The following is a 22,342-nucleotide window of genomic DNA, read 5'->3' as shown; positions in this document are numbered from 1 at the left end:
GGACGGCGAGCCAAAAAGTGGGCGGATGGGAGCGAGACCTGATGAGAAAGCCGAATGTCGTGGTCTTCTTCACGGACCAGCAGCGCCACGACACCACGGGTGTGCATGGCAATCCGATGGGTCTGACCCCCCATTTCGACCGGCTCGCCCGGGCAGGGACGCATCTCTACAATTCCTTCACCAGCCAGCCTCTTTGCGGGCCGGCGCGCTCCTCGATGCAGACAGGGCGCTTTGCCACGCAGACCGGCGTATTCCGGAACGGAATTCCCTTGCCCGATGACGCCGTCACCATCGCCAGGGAATTCGCCCGCAACGGCTATGACACCGGCTATATCGGCAAATGGCATCTGGGCGATACCGATCCCGTGCCCAAGCATGAGCGCGGCGGCTATCAGAACTGGCTTGCGGCCAACCTGCTGGAATTCGTGTCCGACGCCTATGATGCGGTGCTGTTCGATACCGAAGACAAGCGCCGCAAACTGCCGGGATACCGGATCGACGCGCTGACCGATGCCGCCATCCGCTATTGCGACGAGCACCAGGACAAGCCCTTCTTCCTGTTCGTTTCCTTCCTGGAGCCGCATCACCAGAACCACGTCGACGACTATCCCCCGCCCGACGGCTACCGGGAGGCCATGGCCGCCAGCCAGTGGACGCCGCCGGATCTCGTCGGCCTGCAAGGGAGCAGTGCCTGGCACCTGAGCGGCTATTACGGCATGGTGAAACGTCTCGACGAGGCCTTCGGCCGGCTCGTCGATGCCCTGAAGAGCCTGGACCTGCTCGATGATACCATCGTGATGTTCACCTCCGACCATGCCTGCCATTTCAAGACGCGCAACAGCGAATATAAGCGCTCCTGCCATGAGAGCGCGATCCGCGTGCCGAGCATGATCACCGGGCCGGGTTTCATGTCGGGCGGCCAGGTACGGGCCCTGTTCAGCACCATCGACGTCGCCCCCACCCTGCTCGATGCCGCCGGCCTCGACATACCCGCCACGATGGAGGGGCGCTCGATCATGCCGGTCATCCGCGACGCCCGGCAGCCCTGGCGGCAGGACGTCCTCATCCAGATCAGCGAGACGGAGACCGGGCGGGCGCTGCGCACGCATCGCTGGAAATATGGCGTGACCTCCGAATACGACCAGGAAGCCCCCCGCTCGGATGTCTACCGCGAAAGCTATCTCTACGACCTCGAGAACGACCCCTACGAGATGGTGAACCTCGTCGGCATGACGGCTTTCCGCGCCATATCGGACGATTTGAAAGCCCGCCTGCTTGCCTGGATCGCCGAGGTCGAGGAGGGGCATGCGCCCGAAATCCTCGACGCGCCCGCCCGGTATTCCCGCCAGTACAGGCTGAAGCCGCAGGATCTGATCGGCTTTGCCGATCCCGAGCGGGACGTCGATCCGATCAAGCCTTGAGGGTGCCGGCTGCGCCTTCCTCCTGCGCCATCACGGCCAGATAGGCTGCCTGCAATTCGGCCAGGACCGAGCGAGCGGGCGCAGGCGTGCCCAGATGCAAGGCCCGCAATTCTTCCATGAAAGCCTCCCACAGCGGCGGGCCGCCCTCCTCCAGCAATTGCGCGCGGATAGACAAGGGGCGCGAGACCGGCGTGTATCGGCGGCCCCAGGCACCCATATGCGCCAGCAGCGGCACCAGCTGGATGGATGGCTCCGTCAGGCTGTAGATCGCCTTCTGCTTATGGCTGGGATCGTCGCGCCGGCTGAGCAGGCCGACCTCGACCAGCCGCTTCAGCCGGTCGGCCAGGATGTTGGAAGCGATCTTCTCCTCCGAATGGGTCAGGAGTTCGCGATAGTGCCGGCGGTTGCCGAACATCACGTCACGGATGACGATCAGGCTCCAGCGGTCGCCCAGCATTTCCAGGGTCAGGTTGATCGGACAGCCCGACCGATAGGCCATGTTCATCGTCGCACTCCCAGGCAGATCCCTCTTGATCGGCCGGCGGGGCGCGATCGAGAAAGGCCTGCAAGATATCAAACAGGGGCAACCCATCTCGATGAGGCCCGCGAATGACCCTCGTCGAGATGGGCAGCCTGGAGCAAGGCTCGTCCGCTCCGGCTCGTGGTTTCCAAGCCAATGCCACGCATGGGCCGGAGTATCCTTGCGCCGCCTCAAAATCACAAACGCTATACCGCTTGCAAAATAGGATCAGTTGAGCTAGAAGGCAACTGCTTGCTTATTGCAACTGGTATGCATGGGAGGAATGACGATGGCCAAGCTGGTCCTGGCGATGTTCACGAGTCTGGATGGTTATATCGAGGGTCCGAACGGCTTCGTCCCGCCGGCGTGGTCGGGCGACCTGGAAACCCACTGGTCCGGCTATGCCCTGGAGCGCGCCGGCCATCTCGTCTATGGCCGCACCAATTTCCTGTTCAACAAGGACTTCTGGAGCCCGGCCGAAACCGATCCCGCCAGTCCTGCCGCCGGCATTCCCCATGCCGCGGTGATGAATCGCCTGCCCAAGACGGTCGTCTCCTCCACTTTGTCGGGTGACCCCGGCTGGAACGCCGCCCTGGCTGGGCCGGATCTCGCCGCCACGATCGGGGCGTTGAAGTCGAGCCTCGAGGGCAAGGACATCTACTGCTTCGGCGGTGCCGGCGTGGCCAACAGCCTCGTCAGCCTCGATCTCGTCGACGAATATCGCCTGATGGTGACGCCGACGATATTCGGGGACGGCAAGCGCCTGTTCGAGCCGGGCCTGCCCCAGCTCGGGCTGGAACTGATCGAGAACCGCCCGCTCGACACCGGCGCCGTGATCCTGCATTACCGCCGCACGCGCTGACGCCCCATGCCATCGAAGGAGACGACAATGTCCCTGGTCCTGCACGCGCATCCCTTTTCCTCCAACTGCCAGAAGGTGCTGATCGCGCTCTATGAGAACGACCTGTCCTTCGAGTTCCGCATGCTGGCCGATCCCGCCAGCATGGCAGCCCTCGAGAGGCTCTGGCCCCTGAAGAAGTTTCCCTTGCTGGAGGATGATGGACATGTGGTGCTGGAGACCAGCATCATCATCGAATATCTGCAGCTCCATCATCCGGGGCCGGTGCGGCTGTTGCCGGATGATCCCGACGCGGCACTCGAAGTCAGGCTGATGGACCGCTTCTTCGACAATTATGTTTCGACCCCCCAGAGCCGGGTGGTCTACAACGCGCTGCGTCCGCCGGAACATCGCGATCCCTATGGCGTGGAGGAGGCCAAGCGCCTGCTCGAAACCGCCTATGGCTGGCTCGAGACCCGGCTGCGAGGCCGGCACTGGGCGGCCGGCGAGGCCTTTTCGATGGCCGATTGCGCGGCGGCACCGTTCCTGTTCTATGCCGACTGGACGCATCCCATCGGCCAGGCCTTCCCGACCGTGAGGGCCTATCGCTCGCGCCTGCTTGCGCGTGCCTCGGTCAAGCGCGCCGTCGACGAGGCCCGCCCCTATCGCAAGCTCTTTCCGCTCGGCGCGCCCGACAGGGATTGAACCGCTTAACCCGCGATCGTCGTCAGATCCACATTGGCGCCGCAGGCCAGCACGCCGACGCGCTCGCCCGGCTTGGGACGGTAGACGCCGCCGACCAGGGCCGCCAGGGCGGTGGCACCGCCAGGCTCGAGGGCGAGGCGGGCATCGGCCCAGGCGCGCTTCTGCGCCTCCACGATGGCGCTGTCGGGCACGGTGACGGCCTCGCCGACATGGCGGCTGGCGACGGCATAGACCTTGGCGCCGCAATTGCGGGCGCCGAGCGAATCCGCCGCCACGCTCTCCACGCCGACATCGACGGGGCCGCCGGCGTCCAGCGCCGCCTTGAGGCATTGCGAGCCTTCCGGCTCCACCGAGACGACCTTGACCCTGCCGGCGAACCAGGCCGCGATGCCGGCGATCAGGCCGCCGCCGCCGGTGGCGACCAGCACGGTGTCGAGCGCGCCGCCGGCCTGCTCCTCCCATTCCAGCCCGAGCGTGCCCTGGCCGGCAATGGTCTCCCAGGCGTCGAAGGCATGCACGGAGAGCGCACCGGTCTGCGCAATATAGCGCTCGCAGGCGGCCAGGGCATCGGCATAGCGTTCGCCGCCGATGTCGAGGTCGGCCCCGCGGGCGCGGATCGCTGCGATCTTGGCCGGGCTGGAGATCACGGGCACGAAGATGCGGGCCTTGTGACCGAGCGCGCGGGCGGCATGGGCAACCGCGATGCCGTGATTGCCGCCCGAGGCAGCGGCGACCCCGGCCGCCGGCACGTCGCGCGACAGCAGGTTGTTGAAGGCGCCGCGCGGCTTGAAGGAGCCGGCATGCTGCAGGAATTCGAGCTTGAGCTGCACGCCATGGTCGAGGCCGAAGGTGCCGGCCTGGGTGTCGAGAAGTGGGGTGCGGCGAATATGGGAGGCGACGCGCTGATAGGCGGCACGAATATCGTTCTGGTCAATCATGATGGATTCCGGCGGAAAAGAAGGCCTGGCTGGCAGGCTGCCTATCTCTCCTTCCTAACCGCAAGTCGTGCCGGTTCCAAGATCGGGTTGCGCTGGAGCGTCGACCTCCGGGCCGACATTCTTGAAACGTCGCGTGTGCAGGAGAGGGATGTCGATCAGGAGGTCGACGCTCCCACGGTCCTCACGGCTTGCGCAGGGCGGCGCCGAGAATGGCACCCGGCCGGCCTGCGGCATTGGCCTGTACCAGGACGGCGAAGCTGTCGGCGCCCGGGGCATTGGTGACGTCCGGTTTCAGCGCCAGCGTGGCGGCATTACCGTCATAGTCGGCGATCTTGCGGAAGCAGCGCACCACGTTGGAATAGGTCACCGTCTTGCCGGTATTCTCGCCGCGCTCGATCTTGACTTCCGCGCTCGTCTCGATGGGAACCACCCAGACTTCGCCCTTGTGGGCGCTCTTGCCCAGCGAAATGCTGTAGGCGCCGTTCTTGCCGGAAATGGCGACGGGAACGCTGAGGACGCTGGGATGGGTGGCGGCCATCTCGATGGCCCGTCGGACTTCTTCCCCATTGGAGCCGACGGCATGCTGCACGCCGTCCACCACGATCTGCGGGGTATAGACGGCCCTGTCGCCGCGCACCTCCGAATAGGCGCGCTGGCGGCGCGTGAAGGTGTTGTCGGCCAGCGTGTCCTTCCAGCCGACATAGTCCCAGTAGTCGACCGGCAGGGACAAGGCGATGACGCTGGGATCGCGGGCGAGCTCGCCCATCATCTTGTCCGCCGGCGGGCAGGACGAGCAGCCCTGGCTGGTGAACAGCTCCACCACGGCACGCGGCTGCGCCATCGCCGGGCCGCTCGCGGCCAGCAACAACAGAGCTGCAACCAGGTTTTGCCGCATCGATCTCGTCCGGGCCTAAAGCGCCTTGCGACCCGGCCGAACCACCGGCAATCGCAAGGGCAAGTTGAAACAGGGCAGGCGAGCAAGGCATATTCTGGTTGAAAGCTGCCTTGCTCCAGTGGGAAACACCCGCAAGCCATAGCCCATCGAAGATGAACGGGCGAGTAACACAGTGGTGAGAAAGCGGCACCTCCGCGATTCGTGAAAGGGTGTGATATCGAGAGATTGCCGTGGCCTCGCCCGGCGTTGCATCCACCGTTTCCGCGGGATGCCGGCCCGCCCTTTCTGGCAAATCCCGCGATGCAATGGCATGGTTGCCGCATGCGGGCGTACAAATTCATTTCCGATCTTACCCAACGGGTCACCGAGCATGACGATTACGCGTTGGCGAGCCATATGGCGTTGTCCCTGCTCACGGCGATGTTTCCCTTCCTGATCTTCGTGGCGTCCCTGGCCGGCGTGCTCGGCACCGCCGACCTCCAGAACGAGATCGTGCGCCTGCTGTTCGAAACCTGGCCGCACGAAGTTTCCGAGCCGATCGCCCGCGAGGTCACCCGCGTGCTGGGCACGGCGCGGCCCGGCCTGCTCACCGTCAGCGCCATCGTGGCGGTGGTGCTGGCCAGCAATGGCGTCGAGGCTATCCGCGTCGGCATCAACCGGGCCTATGGCCTGGTCGAGACGCGGTCCTTCTGGTGGTGCCGGCTGCAGAGCCTGTTCTTCGTGCTGCTGGCCTCGCTCGCTCTGGTTACGCTCGCTCTTTTGGTGGTGCTGTGGCCGGTGATATGGCAGGCAGCCATCAGCTTCACGCCGGTGCTGGCACCGTTGCAGCCGCTGATCGAGATCGCGCGCTACGGCATCACCACCGCGGTGCTCGGCGGCGCCATCATCCTGGTACACCTGTTCCTGGTGGCGAGTCGCCCCTCGCTCGGCGTGATCTGGCCCGGTGTGCTGATCACCATGGGGCTTTGGCTCGCCGGCGGCTACGCCTTCAGCATCTATATCAGCGACTTTGCCGCCTACTCCAAGCTCTATGCAGGCCTGGGCAGCGTCTTCGCGGCGCTGTTCTTCCTGTGGCTGGTGGCGCTGGCCTTCCTGCTCGGGGCAGAGATCAACGCCATCCTGGCCGAGCGGCGCCACAAACGCATTCAGGCCGCATCGTAGTGCATGATGTAGAGCTTACGGGTGGTCTCGTGGATGGTCCACTCGCCCTTCCAGCCCTTCGGCAGGACCAGCGCCTCGCCGGCCCGTACCTCGCGGGTCTGGCCACTGGCGTCATGCAGCGACACCCGCCCCGACACGATATGGCAGGTTTCCGAATTGCGCTCGCGCGAGGCGGTGAAGCGGCCCGGCGTGCATTCCCATACGCCGACTTCCATCAGCCCGTCCTCCGACTTCCACAGGGTTTTGGCCGCCTCGACCTGGCCTTCGCTGAGGGTGGTCGGCTTGGGGCCGAAGGGGCCGAGATCGAGGGTGGTGAGATCGGCGAACGTCTTGCTGTCGATCATGGTCATTCCAATGCAGACACGTTGAAAGAGCTGGAACCGGGGCTTCTCAGCGCCCGGTGATCTTGTTGGCGAAGGTGGCGAGGCGCGAGGTCTGCTGCAGGCCAGCCGCCTCGCGCCGGTCGGCCATGTGATAGAGCTGGTACATCGAATGGATGCCGAGCCAGCGGAAGGGCTCCGGCTCCCATTCCCGCACCGAGCGGTTGACCCAGGGTAGGCGGGTCAGCGGGGTGTCGCGCTCCAGGATCAGGTCGGCGAGGGTACGGCCGGATAGATTGGACGTCGAGACGCCCAGGCCGACATAACCGCCGGCCCAGCCGATGCCGTTCTTGCGATCCAGGCCGACGGTGGTGCACCAGTCGCGCGGTACGCCGAGCACGCCGCACCAGGCATGCTCCATCTTCAGGCCCTTGGTCTGGGGCAGATGGCGCATCAGGATGGCATAGAGCTGCGCGATGGTCTGGTCCTGCGTCTGCCCGCGCACGTCGGTGGCCGAGCCGTAGCGATAGGGCACGCCGCGCCCGCCCATGGCGATGCGGCCCTCGCGGGTGCGCTGGGCATAGCAATAGCCGTGGGTGGCGTCGCCCAACAGCTCATAGCCGTTCCAGCCGATCCGGCTCCACTGCTCCTCGCTGAGCGGCTCGGTCATCAGGATGGCGCTGTTCATCGGGATCCACAGGCGCTCGAAGCCGGGAACGCCGGCGGTGAAGCCCTCCGTCGCCCTGATGATGATCGGCGCGCGCACGGTGCCGCGTTTGGTGGTCACCGCGCCCTTCTCGATCCTGACAACTTCGGTCTGCTCGTAGATGGAAACGCCGAGGCGCTCGACCACGGCGGCGAGGCCCCGCACCAGCTTGGCCGGCTGCACGCGGGCGGTGTCGTGGTGAACCAGGGCGCCCTCGGCATTGTGGATCTCGATGCGCTTGCGCATCTCCTCGCGGCCGATCAGGCTGATGCGCGCATCGGGCACGCTCCAGCCCTTCTCATACTCGTAGGATTGGCGGATGCGGCCGAGCTGGGCCTGGTTGACTGCCACCGTCAGCGTGTCGTTGCGGCGGACATCGGCGTCGATGCCCTCGCGCTCGGTGACGGCGATCACCTCGTTCACCGAACCGTGCATCGCCGCTTCCATGTCGACGACCGCACCGCGCGAGGAGGTCTTCAGATATTTCTCGCGCGACCAGCCAAAGCCCCCCGAGAGCCAGCCGCCATTGCGCCCGGAAGCGCCGAAGCCGGCGAATTCCTTCTCGACCACGACGATGTTGAGGCCGGGATTGGCCTGCTTCAGATAATAGGACGTCCACAGCCCGGTGAAGCCGCCGCCGACGATGCAGACATCGGCGCTGCGGTCGCCCGGCAGCGCCGGGCGATAGCCGGGCACGCCGCCAATATCGGCGTACCAGAACGAGATGTTGCCGTTGACTTTGACGTCCATGATGGGTCTCGCATGAGGAATGGTATGGGGGGCTGGTCTTCAGACCAGCCTGGATGCGCGGCGCTAGATAGAAAAGCGGCGGGTCTGAAGACCCGCCCCCCGATTCAGGTCAGGGTCAGGTCGGCACGCTCGTCGTCGGCCAGCAGCTTGGCATCGCCGCTCGCCCAGGTGAGATCGACCGCTTCGCCGATGGCGAAGGGCCGGCTTTCCAGCGGGGCGCGCACGATGGCGACCGAGCCGTCGGCCAGCACCACCTGGTATTTCGAGCTGGAGCCGAGATAGATCGCCTCGCTCACCTGGCCGGACAGGCTGTTGTGGCCGTCGCGCACACCGGTGTCCGCCGGCGCCAGCCAGAGTTTCTCAGGCCGCAGCAGCATGACCGGCTGCCGGCCGTCGGCGAGCCTGTCCCGCGAAACCACTTTCTGCCCGGCGATGGTGAGGCAGGTCTCGCTGCCGGAGGTCTCCACGGCCCCGCGCAAGGTGGTGGATTCGCCGATGAACTTGCCGACGAACAAGGTGGCCGGCTCGTCATAGAGCTCGCGGCCGGTGCCGACCTGCTCGATGCGGCCGTGGTTGAACACGGCGATGCGGTCCGACAGCACCAGGGCCTCTTCCTGGTCGTGGGTGACGTAGACGAAGGTGGTGCCGAGCTCGCGATGGATGCGCTTGATCTCGAGCTGCAGCCATTCGCGCAGCTTCTTGTCGAGCGCGCCGAGCGGCTCGTCCATCAGGAGGAGCGGCGGGTCGAACACGATGGCGCGGGCCAGCGCCACGCGCTGCTGCTGGCCGCCGGAAAGTTCGCTCGGATAGCGATGGGCGAAATCGGCCATCTTGACCATGTCGAGGGCGCGGCGGACGCGCGCCTCGCGTTCGCCCTTGGGAACGCCGCGCAAGGCGAGGGGGTAGGCGACGTTCTTGCCGACCGTCATGTGCGGGAACAGGGCATAGTGCTGGAAGACCACGCCGATATTGCGCTTGTGCGCCGGCAGGCCGCCAATGTCCTCCCCCCCGACGGCAAGTGCACCGCTGGAGAGCTCTGTAAACCCGGCCACCACGTTGAGCGTGGTCGTCTTGCCCGAACCGCTGGGGCCGAGCAGCGTCATGAACTCACCCGGCTCGATATGGAGGCTGACATCGTCGAGCGCAGTGAAAGAGCCGTAATGCTTGCTGGCATTGCGGATGTCGATGGCGGCGCCGGCCGCGCCCGAGGCGGATGCGGCAGGGGTGGAGATGGCGGCTGCGTTGGACATCTCAGCTCCTCTTCGAACGCGCGCCGAGGAGGAGGCCGGCGGCGATCAGCAATGTCGTGGCAAGGAAGACGATGGTTCCCACCGCGGCGACCGTGGGATCGGCGTCGCGGGTGATGGAGGTGAAGATCTGCACCGGCAGCGTCTTCAGGTAGGGATTGGTGATGAACAGCGCGACGATGATCTCGTCGAACGAGGTCACGAAGGCAAAGAGCAGGCCCGACAGGATGCCGGGGGCGATCAGCGGCAGCGTGATGGTGCGGAAGGTGGTGAAACGGTTGGCACCAAGGCTGGCCGCCGCCTTTTCGAGCCTGACGTCGAACATTTCGAGACTGGCGGAGACGGCGATCAGCACGAAGGGGATCGCCAGCATGGTGTGGGCGATGACGAAGCCGAGATCCGTGCCGACCAGCTTGTAGGTGAGGTAGACCGAATAGATCCCGACCGCCAGCACCACGCCCGGCACCACCATCGGCGTGATCAGCAGGGCGCGCAGGATGCCGCCGCCGGCATGCTTCATGCGGCTGAGGCCGAGGGCGGCGAGCGTGCCGATCAGCGTGGCGATCAGGGCGACGATGGTGGCGATGCGCAGCGAATTGATGAAGCTCGACGACCAGTCCGGATTGGTGAGGAAGTTCTCGTACCACTGCCAGGAAAAGCCCGATGGCGGGAAGGCCAGCGACTTGTTCTGGTTGAACGACATCGGGATGATCACCAGGGTCGGCAGCACCAGCCAGATCGCGACCAGGAGGCAGAAGAGGGCGAGGAAGAGACGCAGCGGTTTCATCGTCAGTTCCTCGAGGCCTGCTTGTGGCGCTGGCGCATCAGGGGCGCGGCAATGGCGAGCAGCAGGAAGGTCGCCACCAGCAGGATCACGCCCATGGCACCGCCGCGGCCCCAGGCCAGCAGGCTCAGCACCTGGTTCTGCACCAGGGTGGAGAGCATGGTGCTGCGCGGTCCGCCGAGCAGAGCCGGGGTGATGTAGAAGCCGAGCGACAGGATGAAGACGATGATGGCGCCGGCGAAGACGCCGGGCAGCGACAGGGGCAGGTAGATCTGCCAGAAGGCCCTGACAGGGTTGGCGCCGAGGCTGCGTGCCGCCTGGATCAGGCGCAAATCGATGCTGCGCATCACCGAATAGAGCGGCAGGATCATGAAGGGCAGCAGCACCTGCGCCATGCCGATGACGACGCCGAGCGGGGTACGGATCAGCTTGATGCCATCGAGGCCGAGCGCCTGGAGGGCCGTGTTGATCACGCCGGAATCCTGCAGCAGCACCACCCAGGCGAGCGTGCGCACCACGCCGCTGACCCAGAAGGGCACCAGCACGCACAGGATCAGCACCAGGCGCCATTTCGGGCCGACCGCCGTCATCAGATAGGCATAGGGATAGGCCGCGATCACGCAGACCAGCGTGACCCAGGCGGCGATGGAGAAGGTGCGCGCCAGCACGGTGAGGTTCGCCGGGGTGGAGAAGAACCAGACATAGTTCTGCAGGCCGAAGCTCGGCTCGGCAAAGCTGCGCACCACCACCGTCAGCAGGGGGTAGCCCATGGCGAGGATCAGCAGCAGCACGGCCGGGACCGTCAGCAGCGACGGATAGGCCGAAAGCGGCCTCAGCCTGCGTTGCCGTGCAATGGCCATGGAGGATTGCATGGTGTCAGTCACGCGCAAAAGCTCCGTTTTGGCGAGGTGGCGGTTGGGACAGACGGGAACCGGAAGTAAGTCTTGCCTCCGAAGCACAGCGACTCACGCTGTACTTCGAGGTCGCGCTGCCCGTCACCCTTACCCTCTCCCCGTAAGAACGGGGCGAGGGAGCACAGGCGTGGCGGTTGATCCTCGGACCTCCCATCTCACCCCGGCGGTCGGGCGAGGTGGCGCGCTATCGGCATAGGATGCTTGTTCGAAGTCCCCCTCGCCCCGTTCTTACGGGGAGAGGGTAAGGGTGAGGGGCGTCGCCGCCCCCGTGGAACCTTCGAACTGCCTACCGGTGCCCGTGGCGCGAGCCGAACTTTCCGCCTCAATTGCCCGCCAGCAGGGAGCCCCATTTCTCGTTCAGGGCCTCGAAGTTCTCGGTCCAGAAGGCCGTGTTGAAGCCATAGCCCTGCTTGACACGCTCGGGGGTGTTGGTGAGGAAGGCCTGCACCTGGGCGTCGACCTGCGGCTTGGACTCGTTGTTGACCGGAGAGTAGGAGGTCTTCTGGGTCAGGGCCTCCTGCGCGCTCTTGCCGAGATAGGCGTTGATCAGCGCATGGGCGGCGGCGGGATCCTTGACGCCGACCGGAATGGTGAGCTGGTCCTTGACCACCAGCCAGTCCTGCCAGACGGGCGTGTATTTGGCACCGTTCTTGACGGCGGTCATGGCGCGGCCGGTCCACATCAGCAGCATGTCGATCTCGCCGGATTCGGCGAGCTGTTGGGATTCGGCGCCGGTCTTCCAGAACACGGTGTCGGGGCCGAGGGCCTTGATCCTGGCGATGGCCGTGTCGATGTCCGCCGGCGTCATCTTGTCCACCGGATGGCCGTCGGCCAGCAGCGCCTGTTCGAGCAGGCCGACCGGCGGGTCACCGCTGCCGTCGATGCCGCGCGTACCCGGGAAGTTCTTGGTGTCGAAGAAGTCCTTCCAGTTCTTGGGCGGATGGTCCTTGAACTTGTCGGTCTTGTACATCAGCACGATGCCGTAATTCATGGCCGGCACGCTGCAGGGGCCGACCTGGCCGGGCGGAATGTGCGAGATGTCGATCTTGGTGAAGTCGAGCTTCTGGAAATATTTGCCGCAATAGGCGAAGGGCGCGAGGTCGCCGGTATCGACGACGTCCCAGGTGACATTGCCCGATTCGATCTGGGCCTGGAGCTTGGCGAGTTCGGTCGGGCCGTCGTTCAGGAGCTTGACGCCGGACTTGTCGGCGAATTCCTTCAGCGCGGCGTTCTGGCCGTCCTGATAGATACCGCCATAGGAGACGAAGGTCAGCGTCTTGTCCTTCAGCGAGCCCTCGGTGATGGTGCCGGCGGGCGGTGCGTTCTGGGCCAGGGCCGACGAGGCCGCCAGCAGGGCGAAGGCAGCGCCGGCCAGGCCGGCACAAAATGCTTTTGCGCAAGATCTTTTGGCAAATGCCGTTGCAGTTGTCATCCCGTTATCCCTCTGAAGACTCGCTTGTTTGTTCGGGCGATCCGGATGCGAGCGAATTCCGGATCACATATTGGTCGAGATCGGCGGCGCCGCTGGTCGGGGGGGAAATGATCCACACCACCTCGGCCGGGGTGTCGCCGATGTTCACCGTCTTGTGCGGCGTCGAGGACGAATATTCGATGCTGTCACCCGCCTCGAGGATGAAGCTCTCCTGGCCGAGCGTCAGCTGCAGGCGTCCGCGCAGCACCAGGAACATTTCGTGGGAATTGCCATGGGTATAGGGCTGGTCGCCCGTGGAGCCGCCGACGTCGAACTCGCCGGAATAGACTTCGAGGTCGCGAAGCGGGCGCCGGGACAGCAAGGTCTTGTGGCAGCCGCCGCTGGCCGGCAAGGCCGGGCGCTCGGAGCGGGAGACGACCTTGTGCGGCAGGGCCTCGCCCTCGTCGAAGAGGTCGGCGACATTGATGCCGAGGGCGTTGGCGATCCCCATCAGCGTGGAGGTGTTGGCGCCGGAAAGCCCGCGTTCGAGCTGGGAGAGGAAGCTGGCCGTGGTGCCGGTGAGATCGCCGAGCTCGCGCAGGGTCAGCCGGCGCGCGGTGCGGAAGGCCTTGACGCGCTGGCCCAAAATGCTGGAACGCCGCGCCTCCAGATTGGGTGCGGCGCCGCTGTCGGCAGTGTGATCGTCGGCACGCTTCATCAGGGCCTCGGCAAGTTCACTTAACAAGTCATAAAGTGAATTGCCGTACTTAACAAGCCATAAAGTGAACTTGGATCCGCGACCCCGGTGGCCCGGTGTGGCCGAAAATCGTTGGGACTCGACTTTTGTCATTGCCGGGCTTGTCCCGGCAATCCAGGGCCGCAGCCTCAACGAACAGCGGTAGCTGGATGCCCGGGACAGGCCCGGGCATGACAAAATTGAGCTTTTCCCGGCCTCTTTGCGATTATTGCGTCAGTCTCTCCAGACCGGCCCGGACCCGTTACCCTTGTCGCCGAACCTGGCGGTCTCTGCCCTCAATTCGCCGTGGCCGGCTGGCCGAGCTTGATAACTTCCGCCTTACCGGGCTCGGTGACGATGTGGTCGAGCGCCGGCGGCTTGTCGCTGTGCAGGAGATCGCTGGTGGGCGCGCCGGTCTTGATGAAGGCCTCGATGTCGGCGGCGACGGCGTCCGGCGCACCCCATTGCACGTTATGGCCGATATCGCTGACCTGCGCCCCGGAAGCCGGCAGGGGAATCACGCCGTAGCGCTTCCAGAAGGCAGGGATGCCCTTGGTCTTGGCTGCCTCGGAGAGGGACTGCTTCAGCCAGGTCTGGTCGGCCTCCAGGAAGATGCTGTCCTGCGTCGCCCAGAGCACCAGCACGGGTACGGAAAGGCTCTTCAGCCGCTCGGTGTTGTCGGTGGCGAGCAGCGCCTTGCTGGCGCCGATCCAGGTGCCGAGCCGCACATTGGCGGTCTCCGGCACATAGGGCTTGAGGAAGGCGGGATCGGCAGCCGGGTCGACCACCCAGTTCTTGGCGATCCAGTCCTCGGCCTTGGGATCGGCCTTCAGCGGGGTGAGCATGTAGAAGCCGGCGGGATATTTCCAGCCCTTGGCCTCCAGCGCCTTCTTCCAGGAGCCTTCCACCGGCTCCTTCAGCACGTAGTCGCGCAGGGCGACATTGTCGACGCCCTTGGTGGAGCTCGCCACCAGCACGGCGCGCTCGACCAGTTCGGGGTGCTCCAGGGCGACTTCCTGGGTGACGAAACTGCCGAGCGAATGGCCGGCCAGCGTCGCCTTGGCGATCTTCTTGGCCTTCATGAAGGCGACGATGTCGCCAGCGAAATCGCTGGTCCGGAAGCATTTTTCCGGTGCGGGCGAACAGGCCGCCCGGGGCGGCATCGAGGTCTGGCCGTGGCCGCGCAGATCCATGGCGAGGATATGCAGGCCGGGGTCGCGCTTGTGCAGCGCCGCCATCGTCGTCGACCAGGAGCGGATATTGTCGGTGAGGCCATGGATGAGCAGTACCGCCGGCCCGTCCTTCGGCCCGGTCTCGACATAGGCCATGGTGATGCCGCCGGGCAGCTTCACCTTGCAGCGCCCGGCCGCCAGGTCCTCGCAGCCCTTTGCTGTCGCCGGCGTGGCCCCCGCAGCGAGGCCGAGGGCCAAGGGTAGCGCGAGCAGGGCTGTCTTGGCGAGACGGATGAAAGGGGTCGGCATGCGCTTCTTCCTCCGGCAGGATTTTGCGCAACTATAGCGCCGGAAGATTGCCGGGCAATTGCCCTGAGGCGACATCCGGCGGCTCCTGGGAGCGCGGACATCCTGTCCGCTCTTCCTTTCCGTACGCTGGGCGTTTCCAAGAGCGGCCGGAGACGTGCTCGCTCCCAGGCAGCAGATCTACGGCCTCACGCCGAAACCGCCGGCACGCCCGTGGCCGGAATCGCCCCGCCCGTCACTACGCCACCTTCTGCCGAAAGCAGGAAGGCGATCAACCGCGCGATCGCTTCCGGCGCTACCCAGGTGCTGGTATCGGCCTTGGGCATGGCGGCGCGGTTCGGCGGCGTGTCGATCACGCCGGGCAGCACGCAATTGGCGGTGATGCCGTCCTTGCGATATTCCTCAGCGATCGCCTCGGTGAGCCGCAGCAGCGCCGCCTTGGAGGCGGCATAGGCGGCCATCCCAGCCGAGGCTTTCTGCCCGGCCAGCGCCGCCACATGCACGATGCGGCCCTGGCGCGCGGCCTGCATCGCCGGCAGCACTGCGGCGCTGATGGCGAGCGCCGTGCGGGCATTGCCGGTAAGCATGGCATCCCATTGCGCAAGCGCCTTGGCGACCGGCGCCATCGCGAAACCGCCCACCGTGTTGGCCAGCCCGCCGACCGCCCCGAACTTAGCGATTGCCCGCGCGACCGCCGCCTCGCAGGCCTCCTGCGAGGTCATGTCCGTCCCGGCGATCGACAGCACCTCGACCCCCGCCGGCAGCGAGGCGACCAGCGCCTCGAGCTTCTCGGCCGAGCGCTCCATCAGGACCAGCGGAGCGCTGCCTCTGGCAAGCTCGCGCACCACCGCGGCCCCGAGATTGCCGGCGGCGCCGGTGACGATGATGGCGGGGGACGAGGACATGGCGAGAACTCCCTGGTTGGCTGGACCGGGAGAGTGTCACGGGTGGGAGCGGGAGGGAAGGGCAATGCGATTTTGTTCGAGTGCCTCGCGCGCCCAGGGAGCCCAGACCTGCGCAGGCGGCAACCATATCCATCCGCTCGTCCCGTCACCGACGATTTCAGCCTCTCCGGTCGTGGCACAGGCTGCCGTCATCAAGCAGATATAGGCGGCGCGTTTCTCATGGTCTCGCTCGGCTTCAACGCGTTGCAACAGATCGGGCGTGCCCCAACCGATTGCACTCATCAACCTGATAAAAGCCCGAGTCTCGATGGCCTTCTCATACATCCAATCGAATTTCTTGCCGCGCGGAATCTGGTTTGCAGCAAAGATCTGATCCGACAGGAGCACGCCCAGGAAGGCATTGGGAAAGGCTTCTACAATCGCCACATCAGGAAACACGGCATTCGCAAACAAGGGGGCGGCGGCCAGATGCCGGATCTGATTTGCAGTTTCATGGGCTGCGCGCTTGAGTTGGAGACCCGTGCCGAAATGGCTTGCGCCGGGTTTGCAGCGCTTCTGGAACAAGCCGCGCGCTAACAGCCGCTCGCAAGTGCGGACAAGTGATTCCGGCGATCCCATAGGCGCCAATGGCCCATCGATTGCAATGACGGAAAAGCCCGCGGCCGGTGGCAGATGCTGTTTGCGCCGTTCCCACTCGGTATGGGTTTTTGTCGCGCCAATCGAGCCCTCTACACTCCAGGCAATGCCCGTCGTGGGGCGGGACTTGGAAAACCCGACGTCGATCCCGAGCAGGTTCACATCGCCGGCGTTCATCAATCAAGCCGCCGCATTAGGGTTGGGACCCGTGACGGATTTGGCGTTCAATTCGCCGGTGAGCATGTCGCCTCCATTCCGCTCGCGAAACTAGCGAGGGGAAGGCGCTTCGGGAAGCCGCAATGGCAGGAAAAACGAGTTGGTGCCCCTAGCCGGAATCGAACCAGCACTCCTTGCGGAATCCGATTTTGAGTCGGACGCGTCTACCAGTTCCGCCATAGGGGCAACGCGGCCGGCACTATAGCGAGGGATGAGGCGGCGTCAATCCGCGATTGCGGGCGTGTTGGAGAGAAGAGACTTTCTTCGGGTGCACGGGCGTCCCGCCCGTTCTTGGGAGCGCCGCGCGTGCTGGCAGAGAAGAACGGGCGAGACGCCCGCGCACCCGGGGTTCACCCGCTCGCCAGGCCGTGGATGTTGCCGTCAGGGTCGCGGAACCAGGCGAGTTCGAGGTCGCCGGTGCGGTGGATGTCGCCGTCCAGCGTGGTGCCGGGGATCTCGTAATGCTCGAAGGCGACGCCCTTGGCCTTGAGTGTTTCGACCAGGCTGATCATGTCGTCGCCTACCACCCAGGTCACGGCGGTGGCGTGGTTGGTGCCGGCATTGGCGGAGGCGTAGACGAGCACGATCGAGGGGCCGGCCTTGTAGGCGATGGCGCTGCCGGCGTGCTCGAAGGCGATCTCCAGCCCCACCAGGTCCTCGTAGAAGCGTCGGGCCGTGGCGAGGTCGCGCACAGGCAAAGTGGCGACGGCGAGCTTTGCTCCCAGCATGGCGGTGCCTCCGGATCGCGCCTCTTGCAGTCCCGCTGCATCGGCCCGCGCCGAGGGCGCCGCCATGCCATGCCATGCGAGATGCGGTCACAAGGATAAGCCCGGCCGAGCGTGTTGGCACGTGCTTTCCTGGCAGATTGTTGCGGGGGCAAGGCATGTTCAGCCACGAGCGTGGCTAGTCTCGCTCCGTGAGCTCGGTGCATCCTTGCGATGGCGGGCGTGGATCAAAGCGGCGAATGCCCTGCAAGGTGAACACGATGTCATCTTGCCGAATCAGCTGCATTTCCGCCGCATTGGCTCCTATCCTCGATGGTTTGCCGCCGCTGCCCGCCAGCGGCGCCTGCAGGCCGTGCCCGCAAGTCCCGGCCGCCCCAGGCCCGCCTCCCTGCCGATGGCAAGGGAAACCAACGGAGATCCCATGCGCCTCGTCCGTTCCCCGCTCGCTTCGGCTGCCTTCGCCGCTTTCGTGACACTGGCGATGTTCGCCTCGCAGCAGGTCCTGGCGGAGGAGGCGGCCAAGCCGGCCGAAGCCTCCGCCGGCGCGGCGGCGGGCGCGACACCACCCTGGCGGATCGGCATCTCCCTGCTGGGCGAGCCCAAACACAAGGAGGCGTTCGACCATTTCGACTACGTCAATCCGGATGCGCCCAAGGGCGGCCAGGTGCGGCTGGCGATCAGTGGCACCTTCGACAATTTCAACATCGCGCTGATGGCGATCAACGGTGTCTCGGTGAAGGGCAACATCGAGGCCGGTGTCACCAATGTCTATCAGAACCTGATGACCTCGGCGCAGGACGAGGCTTCCACCGAATATGGCGAGATCGCCGATGCCGTGCGCTTTCCCTACGATATCTCCTCGGTGACCTTCCGCATCAATCCCAAGGCGCGCTGGAACGACGGCACCAAGCTGACGCCGGAAGACGTGGTGTGGTCCTTCGAGGTGCAGAAGGCCAACAATCTGCAGACCGCGCAATATTATCACGACGTCACCAAGGCCGAGGTCAGCGCGCCCGATCAGGTGACCTTCACCTTCTCCACCAAGGGCAATCGCGAGCTGCCGCAGATCCTCGGCCAGCTCTATGTCATGCCCAAGCATTGGTGGCTGGCCAATGGGCCCGACGGCAAGCCGCGCAACGTCGCCAACACCACGCTCGAGCCGCCGCTCGGTTCCGGCCCCTATCGCCTCAAGAGCTTCGAGGCCGGGCGCGGGGCCGTCTATGAGCGAGTCAAGGACTGGTGGGGCGCCGACCTGCCCACCGCCAAGGGCCACTATAATTTCGACGAGATCCGCTACGACTACTACACCAACACCCAGCAGCTTCCGGAACTGTTCAAGAGCGATTCCTACGACTTCCGCCTGGAGAATATCATTGCCAACTGGATGACGCTCTACAACATCCCGGCGGTGACGGAAGGGCGTATCGTCAAGCAGGACTTCCCGTCCAACACCGTCGGCCGCATGCAGGCCTTCGCCTTCAATCTCAGGCGGCCGAAATTCCAGGATGTCAGGGTGCGCAAGGCCTTCAACCTGGTCTTCGATTTCGAGACGTTGAACCGCACGATCTTCTTCAACCAATACAAGCGCATCGGCTCCTATTTCGCCGGGCTCGACGAACTCTCCTCCAGCGGGCTGCCTGAGGGCCAGGAGCGCGACATCCTCGAAACGGTCAAGGACAAGGTGCCGCCGGAGGTGTTCACCATGCCCTATGCCAATCCGGTCAATGGCAGCGACGAGGTCCAGCGCGCCAATATCCGCGCAGCCATCGGCCTCCTGAAGGAGGCCGGGTGGGAGTTCAAGGACCGCAAGCTCACCAATGTGAAGACTGGCGAGGTGATGAAGGTGGAGATCCTGCTCTCCAGCGATACCTTCACCAGGGTCGCCTTGCCCTATGTCGAAAATCTCAAGCGTATCGGCATCGAGGCCTCGGTGCGGGTGGTCGACGACACGCAGTTCAACCAGCGCGAGAACAATCGCGATTTCGACATGATCCTGTTCGGCGTGGGCCAGACCCAGTCGCCCGGCAATGAGCAACGGGATTATTGGGGCTCTGTCGCCGCCGACAAGCCGACCTCGCGCAACATCATCGGCATCAAGGATCCCGCCGTGGATGCGCTGGCCGAACGCATCGTCTATGCCAAGGATCGGGCCGAACTGGTCGCCGCCACCAAGGCGCTGGACCGGGTGCTGCTCGCCGGAAACTATGTGGTGCCGATGTGGTACAACGATGTATGGCACACTTTGCGCTGGAACCGCTTCGGCCAGCCGGCCGTGCTGCCCACGCAGAGCCCGACCGGCGGTTTCCCCACCGTCTGGTGGTATGACCCGGCCCTGGCCGCCAAGACCGGGGCGGCCAAATAGCCTAGTCATCCCGCGCGCGATGCAGCATGCAATGCTGCTTCGCTGACGCGGGACCGCGCTCCGGGTAAAGGAGCGCTTTTCGTCTTGCGATCCCGGATCTGCGCCGCACCACTGTGTGCTGCAGCGCGTCCGGGATGACGACACCCATAAGGATCCCGCCCATGGCCGAACTCGACCGCCGCACGCTTCTGAAGACCGGCTTCTTCGGCGCAGCCTGTGCGCTGCTGCCGGCGGGCGCCTGGGGGCAGGAGGTCGAGAGCCATGGCCTGTCGACCTTCGGCGACCTGAAATATGGGCCCGACTTCAAGAAATTCGACTATGTGCGCGCCGACGCGCCCAAGGGCGGCGCCTTCTCGCAGCTGGTCTACCAGACCGGCTACAACCAGTCCTTCAACTCTTTCGACAGCCTGCACATCTACGTCCTCAAGGGCACGGGCGCGGTGGGGATGGACGCCACCTTCGCCACGCTGATGGCGCGGGCCGTGGACGAGCCGGATGCGGTGTATGGCTACGCCGCCCAATCGGTGGCCGTCTCAGCCGACAGGCAGACCTATCGCTTCCGCCTGCGCCCCGGCCTCAGCTTCCATGACGGCTCGGCGCTGACGGCGGAGGACTGCGCCTGGTCGTTCAACACATTGAAGGAGAAGGGGCATCCCTTCATCACCGAGCCGCTGCGCTTCTTCAAGGAGGCGGTGGCGGAGGCCCCCGACCTGGTGCGCGTCACGCTGCTGCCCGGGCGCGGGCGCTCGCTGCCCCTGATCGTCGCCGGCCTGCCGATCTTCTCGAAGGCCTGGTGGTCGAGCCGCGATTTCACCAAATCGACGTTGGAAGCCCCGCTCGGCAGCGGGCCCTACAAGGTGGGCAAGGTCGATGTGGGCGAAGCGATCAGCTATGAGCGCGTGGCGAATTGGTGGGGAGAGAGCTTGCCCGCCCAGGTCGGCACCAACAATTTCGACCGCCTGACCTGGTACTATTACCGCGATCCCTCAGTGTCCTTCATCGCCTTCGGCGCCGGCAATTATCGCTTCCGCGAGGAGACGAGCTCCGAGAACTGGGCCAAGGGCTACGACATCCCGCCCGTGCGCGACGGCCGCATCAAGCGCGAGACGGTGCCCGACCACACGCCTTCGGGCGCCCAGGGTTGGTATTTCAACACGCGTCGCGCCAAGTTTTCCGATCCCCGCGTGCGCCAGGCCCTCGGTTTCGTCTTCGATTTCGAATGGGTGAACCGGAATGTGATGTACTCGTCCTACCAGCGCACGGCCTCGATCTTCGAGAATTCGCCGCTGAAGGCCGAGGGCAGGCCCGGGCCGGACGAACTCGCTCTGCTGGAGCCCTATCGCGGCAAGGTGCCCGATGCCGTCTTCGGCGAAGCCCTGCTGCCGCCGGTCTCGGATGGCAGCGGCTTCGACCGCGCCAATCTGCGCATGGCGCTGGGGCTCCTCAAGGAGGCCGGCTGGAGCCTCGACAACCGCGTCCTCAAGAATGCCAAGGGCGAGGCCTTCACCATCGAATTCCTGGAGGAGAGCGATTTCCTCTACAAGATCACGGCCCCGTTCATCCAGAGCCTGGGGCGGCTCGGCATCGCGGCGAGTTTCCGCGCCGTCGACTCCTCGCAATATCAGCGCCGCACCGATGCGTTCGACTATGACATCATCTCTCGCCGTGCCACTTACGGCCTGACCCCGGGCGAAGACATGCGCGGGCCTTTTTCCAGCCGGACGGCCGCCGTGCCGGGCTCGAGCAATATCTCCGGCATCGTCGATCCAGTGCTCGATGCCCTGATCGACGCCATCGCCGCCGCCGACAGCCGGGTCGCGCTCGTCGCGGCGTGCCGCGCCTTCGACCGCGTGCTGCGCGCGGGCTATTACTGGGTGCCGATGTACAACCGCCCGAACCACTGGCTGGCCTATTGGGACGAGTTCGAGCATGGCGACCCGGGCGTGATCTACGACCGCGGCATTCCCGATCTGTGGTGGGCCAAGAAGACGTAGTTTCCAGGGACCGCCGGCTTCCAGCCGGCTCTTCTTGATTCCCAGAGCCGGCTGGAAGCCGGCGGTCCCGGGGAAACGCAAAACGCCGGCCCGTTGCCGGGCCGGCGTCGAAATCCGTCAGAAGCGTCGGACTTACTTCTTGTAGTCGACGCGCTCGGCGATGCGGGCAGACTTGCCGCGGCGATCGCGCAGGTAATAGAGCTTGGCGCGACGGACCTTGCCGCGGCGGACCAGCTTGATGGAATCGATCATCGGCGAGTAGAGCGGGAACACGCGCTCGACACCTTCGCCGTAGGAAATCTTGCGGACGGTGAAGCTCTCCTGCAGGCCGCCGCCGTCGCGGGCGATGCAGACGCCTTCATAGGCCTGAACGCGGGTGCGCTCGCCTTCCTTCACCTTGACGTTCACGATGACCGTGTCGCCGGGCTGAAATTCGGGAATGTCCTTGCCGGCCGAAAGGCGGGCAATTTCTTCCTGCTCGATAGTCTGAATCAGGTTCATGTTCGATCTCCGCGCGTACCCGAAGGACGCATCTTGCTCTTACTTGAAGTGGAGGCGTGCCAATACGCCATTACGGAAGGCGAGTCCACCGAATTCGCACGCTCCGGCAACTGTAGTTGAGCGAGTGTCATGCCTTGAAGGGGGTCTGATCTCGCACGATGGCATTGAGAGTGACGAGG

At 65.2% G+C, this 22,342-nt stretch carries 21 protein-coding genes and 1 tRNA gene; 6 read left to right on the top strand and 16 right to left on the bottom strand.

All coding sequences use genetic code 11. The features are described from left to right. Positions 1–41 precede the first annotated feature (41 nt). Positions 42–1,421: a sulfatase family protein gene (locus ABXS05_RS07480; RefSeq protein WP_367623450.1), complete on the top strand. Its 1,380-nt coding sequence runs from the start codon at positions 42–44 to the stop codon at positions 1,419–1,421. On the opposite strand, the gene ABXS05_RS07475 is transcribed toward ABXS05_RS07480, so the two are convergent. Beyond that, a complete protein-coding gene (locus ABXS05_RS07475) occupies positions 1,411–1,926 on the bottom strand; it encodes a winged helix-turn-helix transcriptional regulator (RefSeq protein ID WP_311933962.1) in 516 nt (171 codons plus the stop codon). The two genes, ABXS05_RS07480 and ABXS05_RS07475, sit on opposite strands and share 11 nt — an antisense overlap. 304 nt (positions 1,927–2,230) lie before the next feature. On the opposite strand from ABXS05_RS07475, the gene ABXS05_RS07470 reads away from it, so the two are divergent. Beyond that, positions 2,231–2,803, top strand: coding sequence for a dihydrofolate reductase family protein (locus tag ABXS05_RS07470; RefSeq protein WP_367623449.1), 573 nt, complete (start codon positions 2,231–2,233; stop codon positions 2,801–2,803). A gap of 27 nt (positions 2,804–2,830) precedes the next feature. Then, on the top strand, positions 2,831–3,484 hold the full coding sequence (locus ABXS05_RS07465) for a glutathione S-transferase family protein (RefSeq protein ID WP_367623448.1): 654 nt from the start codon (positions 2,831–2,833) through the stop codon (positions 3,482–3,484). 5 nt (positions 3,485–3,489) lie between these two features. On the opposite strand, the gene ABXS05_RS07460 is transcribed toward ABXS05_RS07465, so the two are convergent. Then, positions 3,490–4,422: a threonine/serine dehydratase gene (locus ABXS05_RS07460; RefSeq protein ID WP_311933959.1), complete on the bottom strand. Its 933-nt coding sequence runs from the start codon at positions 4,420–4,422 to the stop codon at positions 3,490–3,492. 181 nt (positions 4,423–4,603) lie between these two features. Further along, positions 4,604–5,317, bottom strand: a complete 714-nt coding sequence (locus tag ABXS05_RS07455; protein WP_311933958.1) for a DUF1223 domain-containing protein — start codon at positions 5,315–5,317, stop codon at positions 4,604–4,606. A 321-nt stretch (positions 5,318–5,638) separates the two neighbouring features. Here ABXS05_RS07455 and ABXS05_RS07450 point away from each other — a divergent pair, with 321 nt between their 5' ends. After that, a complete protein-coding gene (locus ABXS05_RS07450) occupies positions 5,639–6,478 on the top strand; it encodes a YihY/virulence factor BrkB family protein (RefSeq protein WP_311933957.1) in 840 nt (279 codons plus the stop codon). Here ABXS05_RS07450 and ABXS05_RS07445 read toward each other — a convergent pair. The 12 genes from ABXS05_RS07445 to ABXS05_RS07390 form a co-directional block, all read right to left on the bottom strand. Further along, positions 6,463–6,822: a cupin domain-containing protein gene (locus ABXS05_RS07445; protein WP_311933955.1), complete on the bottom strand. Its 360-nt coding sequence runs from the start codon at positions 6,820–6,822 to the stop codon at positions 6,463–6,465. The genes ABXS05_RS07450 and ABXS05_RS07445 overlap by 16 nt on opposite strands. Positions 6,823–6,868: 46 nt before the next feature. Further along, the gene (locus ABXS05_RS07440; protein WP_367623447.1) at positions 6,869–8,254 is read right to left on the bottom strand and encodes an NAD(P)/FAD-dependent oxidoreductase; all 1,386 of its coding nucleotides are present in this window, start codon (positions 8,252–8,254) and stop codon (positions 6,869–6,871) included. A 104-nt stretch (positions 8,255–8,358) separates the two neighbouring features. Next, positions 8,359–9,504 (bottom strand): ABC transporter ATP-binding protein, encoded by a 1,146-nt coding sequence (locus ABXS05_RS07435; RefSeq protein WP_367623446.1) that lies wholly within the window; start codon positions 9,502–9,504, stop codon positions 8,359–8,361. A gap of 1 nt (position 9,505) precedes the next feature. Beyond that, complete coding sequence (locus ABXS05_RS07430) at positions 9,506–10,294, bottom strand: ABC transporter permease (RefSeq protein ID WP_311934230.1); 789 nt, start codon at positions 10,292–10,294, stop codon at positions 9,506–9,508. Continuing rightward, positions 10,291–11,145, bottom strand: a complete 855-nt coding sequence (locus ABXS05_RS07425) for an ABC transporter permease (RefSeq protein WP_367623887.1) — start codon at positions 11,143–11,145, stop codon at positions 10,291–10,293. The genes ABXS05_RS07430 and ABXS05_RS07425 overlap by 4 nt, the downstream gene beginning before the upstream one ends. A 376-nt stretch (positions 11,146–11,521) precedes the next feature. Next, positions 11,522–12,631, bottom strand: a complete 1,110-nt coding sequence (locus ABXS05_RS07420; protein ID WP_367623445.1) for an extracellular solute-binding protein — start codon at positions 12,629–12,631, stop codon at positions 11,522–11,524. Between the two features lie 4 nt (positions 12,632–12,635). After that, complete coding sequence (locus tag ABXS05_RS07415) at positions 12,636–13,328, bottom strand: helix-turn-helix domain-containing protein (RefSeq protein WP_367623444.1); 693 nt, start codon at positions 13,326–13,328, stop codon at positions 12,636–12,638. 314 nt (positions 13,329–13,642) lie between these two features. After that, positions 13,643–14,827: an alpha/beta fold hydrolase gene (locus ABXS05_RS07410; RefSeq protein WP_367623443.1), complete on the bottom strand. Its 1,185-nt coding sequence runs from the start codon at positions 14,825–14,827 to the stop codon at positions 13,643–13,645. Positions 14,828–15,012: 185 nt separating this feature from the next. Beyond that, entirely contained in the window at positions 15,013–15,729 is a 717-nt protein-coding gene (locus ABXS05_RS07405) for an SDR family NAD(P)-dependent oxidoreductase (protein ID WP_367623442.1), read from the bottom strand. A 36-nt stretch (positions 15,730–15,765) separates the two neighbouring features. Continuing rightward, positions 15,766–16,542, bottom strand: coding sequence for a DUF429 domain-containing protein (locus ABXS05_RS07400; RefSeq protein ID WP_367623441.1), 777 nt, complete (start codon positions 16,540–16,542; stop codon positions 15,766–15,768). Positions 16,543–16,682: 140 nt separating this feature from the next. Then, a tRNA-Leu gene (locus tag ABXS05_RS07395) sits at positions 16,683–16,767 on the bottom strand. A 164-nt stretch (positions 16,768–16,931) separates the two neighbouring features. Then, positions 16,932–17,309: a VOC family protein gene (locus tag ABXS05_RS07390; protein WP_367623440.1), complete on the bottom strand. Its 378-nt coding sequence runs from the start codon at positions 17,307–17,309 to the stop codon at positions 16,932–16,934. 478 nt (positions 17,310–17,787) lie between these two features. On the opposite strand from ABXS05_RS07390, the gene ABXS05_RS07385 reads away from it, so the two are divergent. After that, the gene (locus ABXS05_RS07385) at positions 17,788–19,668 is read left to right on the top strand and encodes an extracellular solute-binding protein (RefSeq protein WP_437178644.1); all 1,881 of its coding nucleotides are present in this window, start codon (positions 17,788–17,790) and stop codon (positions 19,666–19,668) included. A 161-nt stretch (positions 19,669–19,829) separates the two neighbouring features. Next, complete coding sequence (locus tag ABXS05_RS07380) at positions 19,830–21,662, top strand: extracellular solute-binding protein (protein ID WP_367623438.1); 1,833 nt, start codon at positions 19,830–19,832, stop codon at positions 21,660–21,662. 132 nt (positions 21,663–21,794) lie between these two features. Here the strand turns inward: ABXS05_RS07380 and rplS are convergent, their stop codons facing one another. Continuing rightward, on the bottom strand, positions 21,795–22,163 hold the full coding sequence (rplS, locus tag ABXS05_RS07375; protein ID WP_068291206.1) for a 50S ribosomal protein L19: 369 nt from the start codon (positions 22,161–22,163) through the stop codon (positions 21,795–21,797). Positions 22,164–22,342 lie beyond the last annotated feature (179 nt).

The sequence above is a fragment of the Labrys neptuniae genome (assembly GCF_040797145.1).
Lineage (GTDB): Bacteria > Pseudomonadota > Alphaproteobacteria > Rhizobiales > Labraceae > Labrys > Labrys neptuniae.
Note: the sequence above shows the minus strand (reverse complement) of the source record. Positions and strands in the feature narration are given on the sequence as shown.

What these genes read in the sequence shown, in the direction of transcription:
- ABXS05_RS07480 (WP_367623450.1), top strand. Translation starts at nt 42, where the DNA reads ATGAGAAAGCCGAATGTCGTGGTCTTCTTCACGGACCAGCAGCGCCAC.
- ABXS05_RS07475 (WP_311933962.1), bottom strand. Translation starts at nt 1,926, where the DNA reads ATGAACATGGCCTATCGGTCGGGCTGTCCGATCAACCTGACCCTGGAA.
- ABXS05_RS07470 (WP_367623449.1), top strand. Translation starts at nt 2,231, where the DNA reads ATGGCCAAGCTGGTCCTGGCGATGTTCACGAGTCTGGATGGTTATATC.
- ABXS05_RS07465 (WP_367623448.1), top strand. Translation starts at nt 2,831, where the DNA reads ATGTCCCTGGTCCTGCACGCGCATCCCTTTTCCTCCAACTGCCAGAAG.
- ABXS05_RS07460 (WP_311933959.1), bottom strand. Translation starts at nt 4,422, where the DNA reads ATGATTGACCAGAACGATATTCGTGCCGCCTATCAGCGCGTCGCCTCC.
- ABXS05_RS07455 (WP_311933958.1), bottom strand. Translation starts at nt 5,317, where the DNA reads ATGCGGCAAAACCTGGTTGCAGCTCTGTTGTTGCTGGCCGCGAGCGGC.
- ABXS05_RS07450 (WP_311933957.1), top strand. Translation starts at nt 5,639, where the DNA reads ATGCGGGCGTACAAATTCATTTCCGATCTTACCCAACGGGTCACCGAG.
- ABXS05_RS07445 (WP_311933955.1), bottom strand. Translation starts at nt 6,822, where the DNA reads ATGATCGACAGCAAGACGTTCGCCGATCTCACCACCCTCGATCTCGGC.
- ABXS05_RS07440 (WP_367623447.1), bottom strand. Translation starts at nt 8,254, where the DNA reads ATGGACGTCAAAGTCAACGGCAACATCTCGTTCTGGTACGCCGATATT.
- ABXS05_RS07435 (WP_367623446.1), bottom strand. Translation starts at nt 9,504, where the DNA reads ATGTCCAACGCAGCCGCCATCTCCACCCCTGCCGCATCCGCCTCGGGC.
- ABXS05_RS07425 (WP_367623887.1), bottom strand. Translation starts at nt 11,145, where the DNA reads ATGGCCATTGCACGGCAACGCAGGCTGAGGCCGCTTTCGGCCTATCCG.
- ABXS05_RS07420 (WP_367623445.1), bottom strand. Translation starts at nt 12,631, where the DNA reads ATGACAACTGCAACGGCATTTGCCAAAAGATCTTGCGCAAAAGCATTT.
- ABXS05_RS07415 (WP_367623444.1), bottom strand. Translation starts at nt 13,328, where the DNA reads ATGAAGCGTGCCGACGATCACACTGCCGACAGCGGCGCCGCACCCAAT.
- ABXS05_RS07410 (WP_367623443.1), bottom strand. Translation starts at nt 14,827, where the DNA reads ATGCCGACCCCTTTCATCCGTCTCGCCAAGACAGCCCTGCTCGCGCTA.
- ABXS05_RS07405 (WP_367623442.1), bottom strand. Translation starts at nt 15,729, where the DNA reads ATGTCCTCGTCCCCCGCCATCATCGTCACCGGCGCCGCCGGCAATCTC.
- ABXS05_RS07400 (WP_367623441.1), bottom strand. Translation starts at nt 16,542, where the DNA reads ATGAACGCCGGCGATGTGAACCTGCTCGGGATCGACGTCGGGTTTTCC.
- ABXS05_RS07390 (WP_367623440.1), bottom strand. Translation starts at nt 17,309, where the DNA reads ATGCTGGGAGCAAAGCTCGCCGTCGCCACTTTGCCTGTGCGCGACCTC.
- ABXS05_RS07385 (WP_437178644.1), top strand. Translation starts at nt 17,788, where the DNA reads ATGTTCGCCTCGCAGCAGGTCCTGGCGGAGGAGGCGGCCAAGCCGGCC.
- ABXS05_RS07380 (WP_367623438.1), top strand. Translation starts at nt 19,830, where the DNA reads ATGGCCGAACTCGACCGCCGCACGCTTCTGAAGACCGGCTTCTTCGGC.
- rplS (WP_068291206.1), bottom strand. Translation starts at nt 22,163, where the DNA reads ATGAACCTGATTCAGACTATCGAGCAGGAAGAAATTGCCCGCCTTTCG.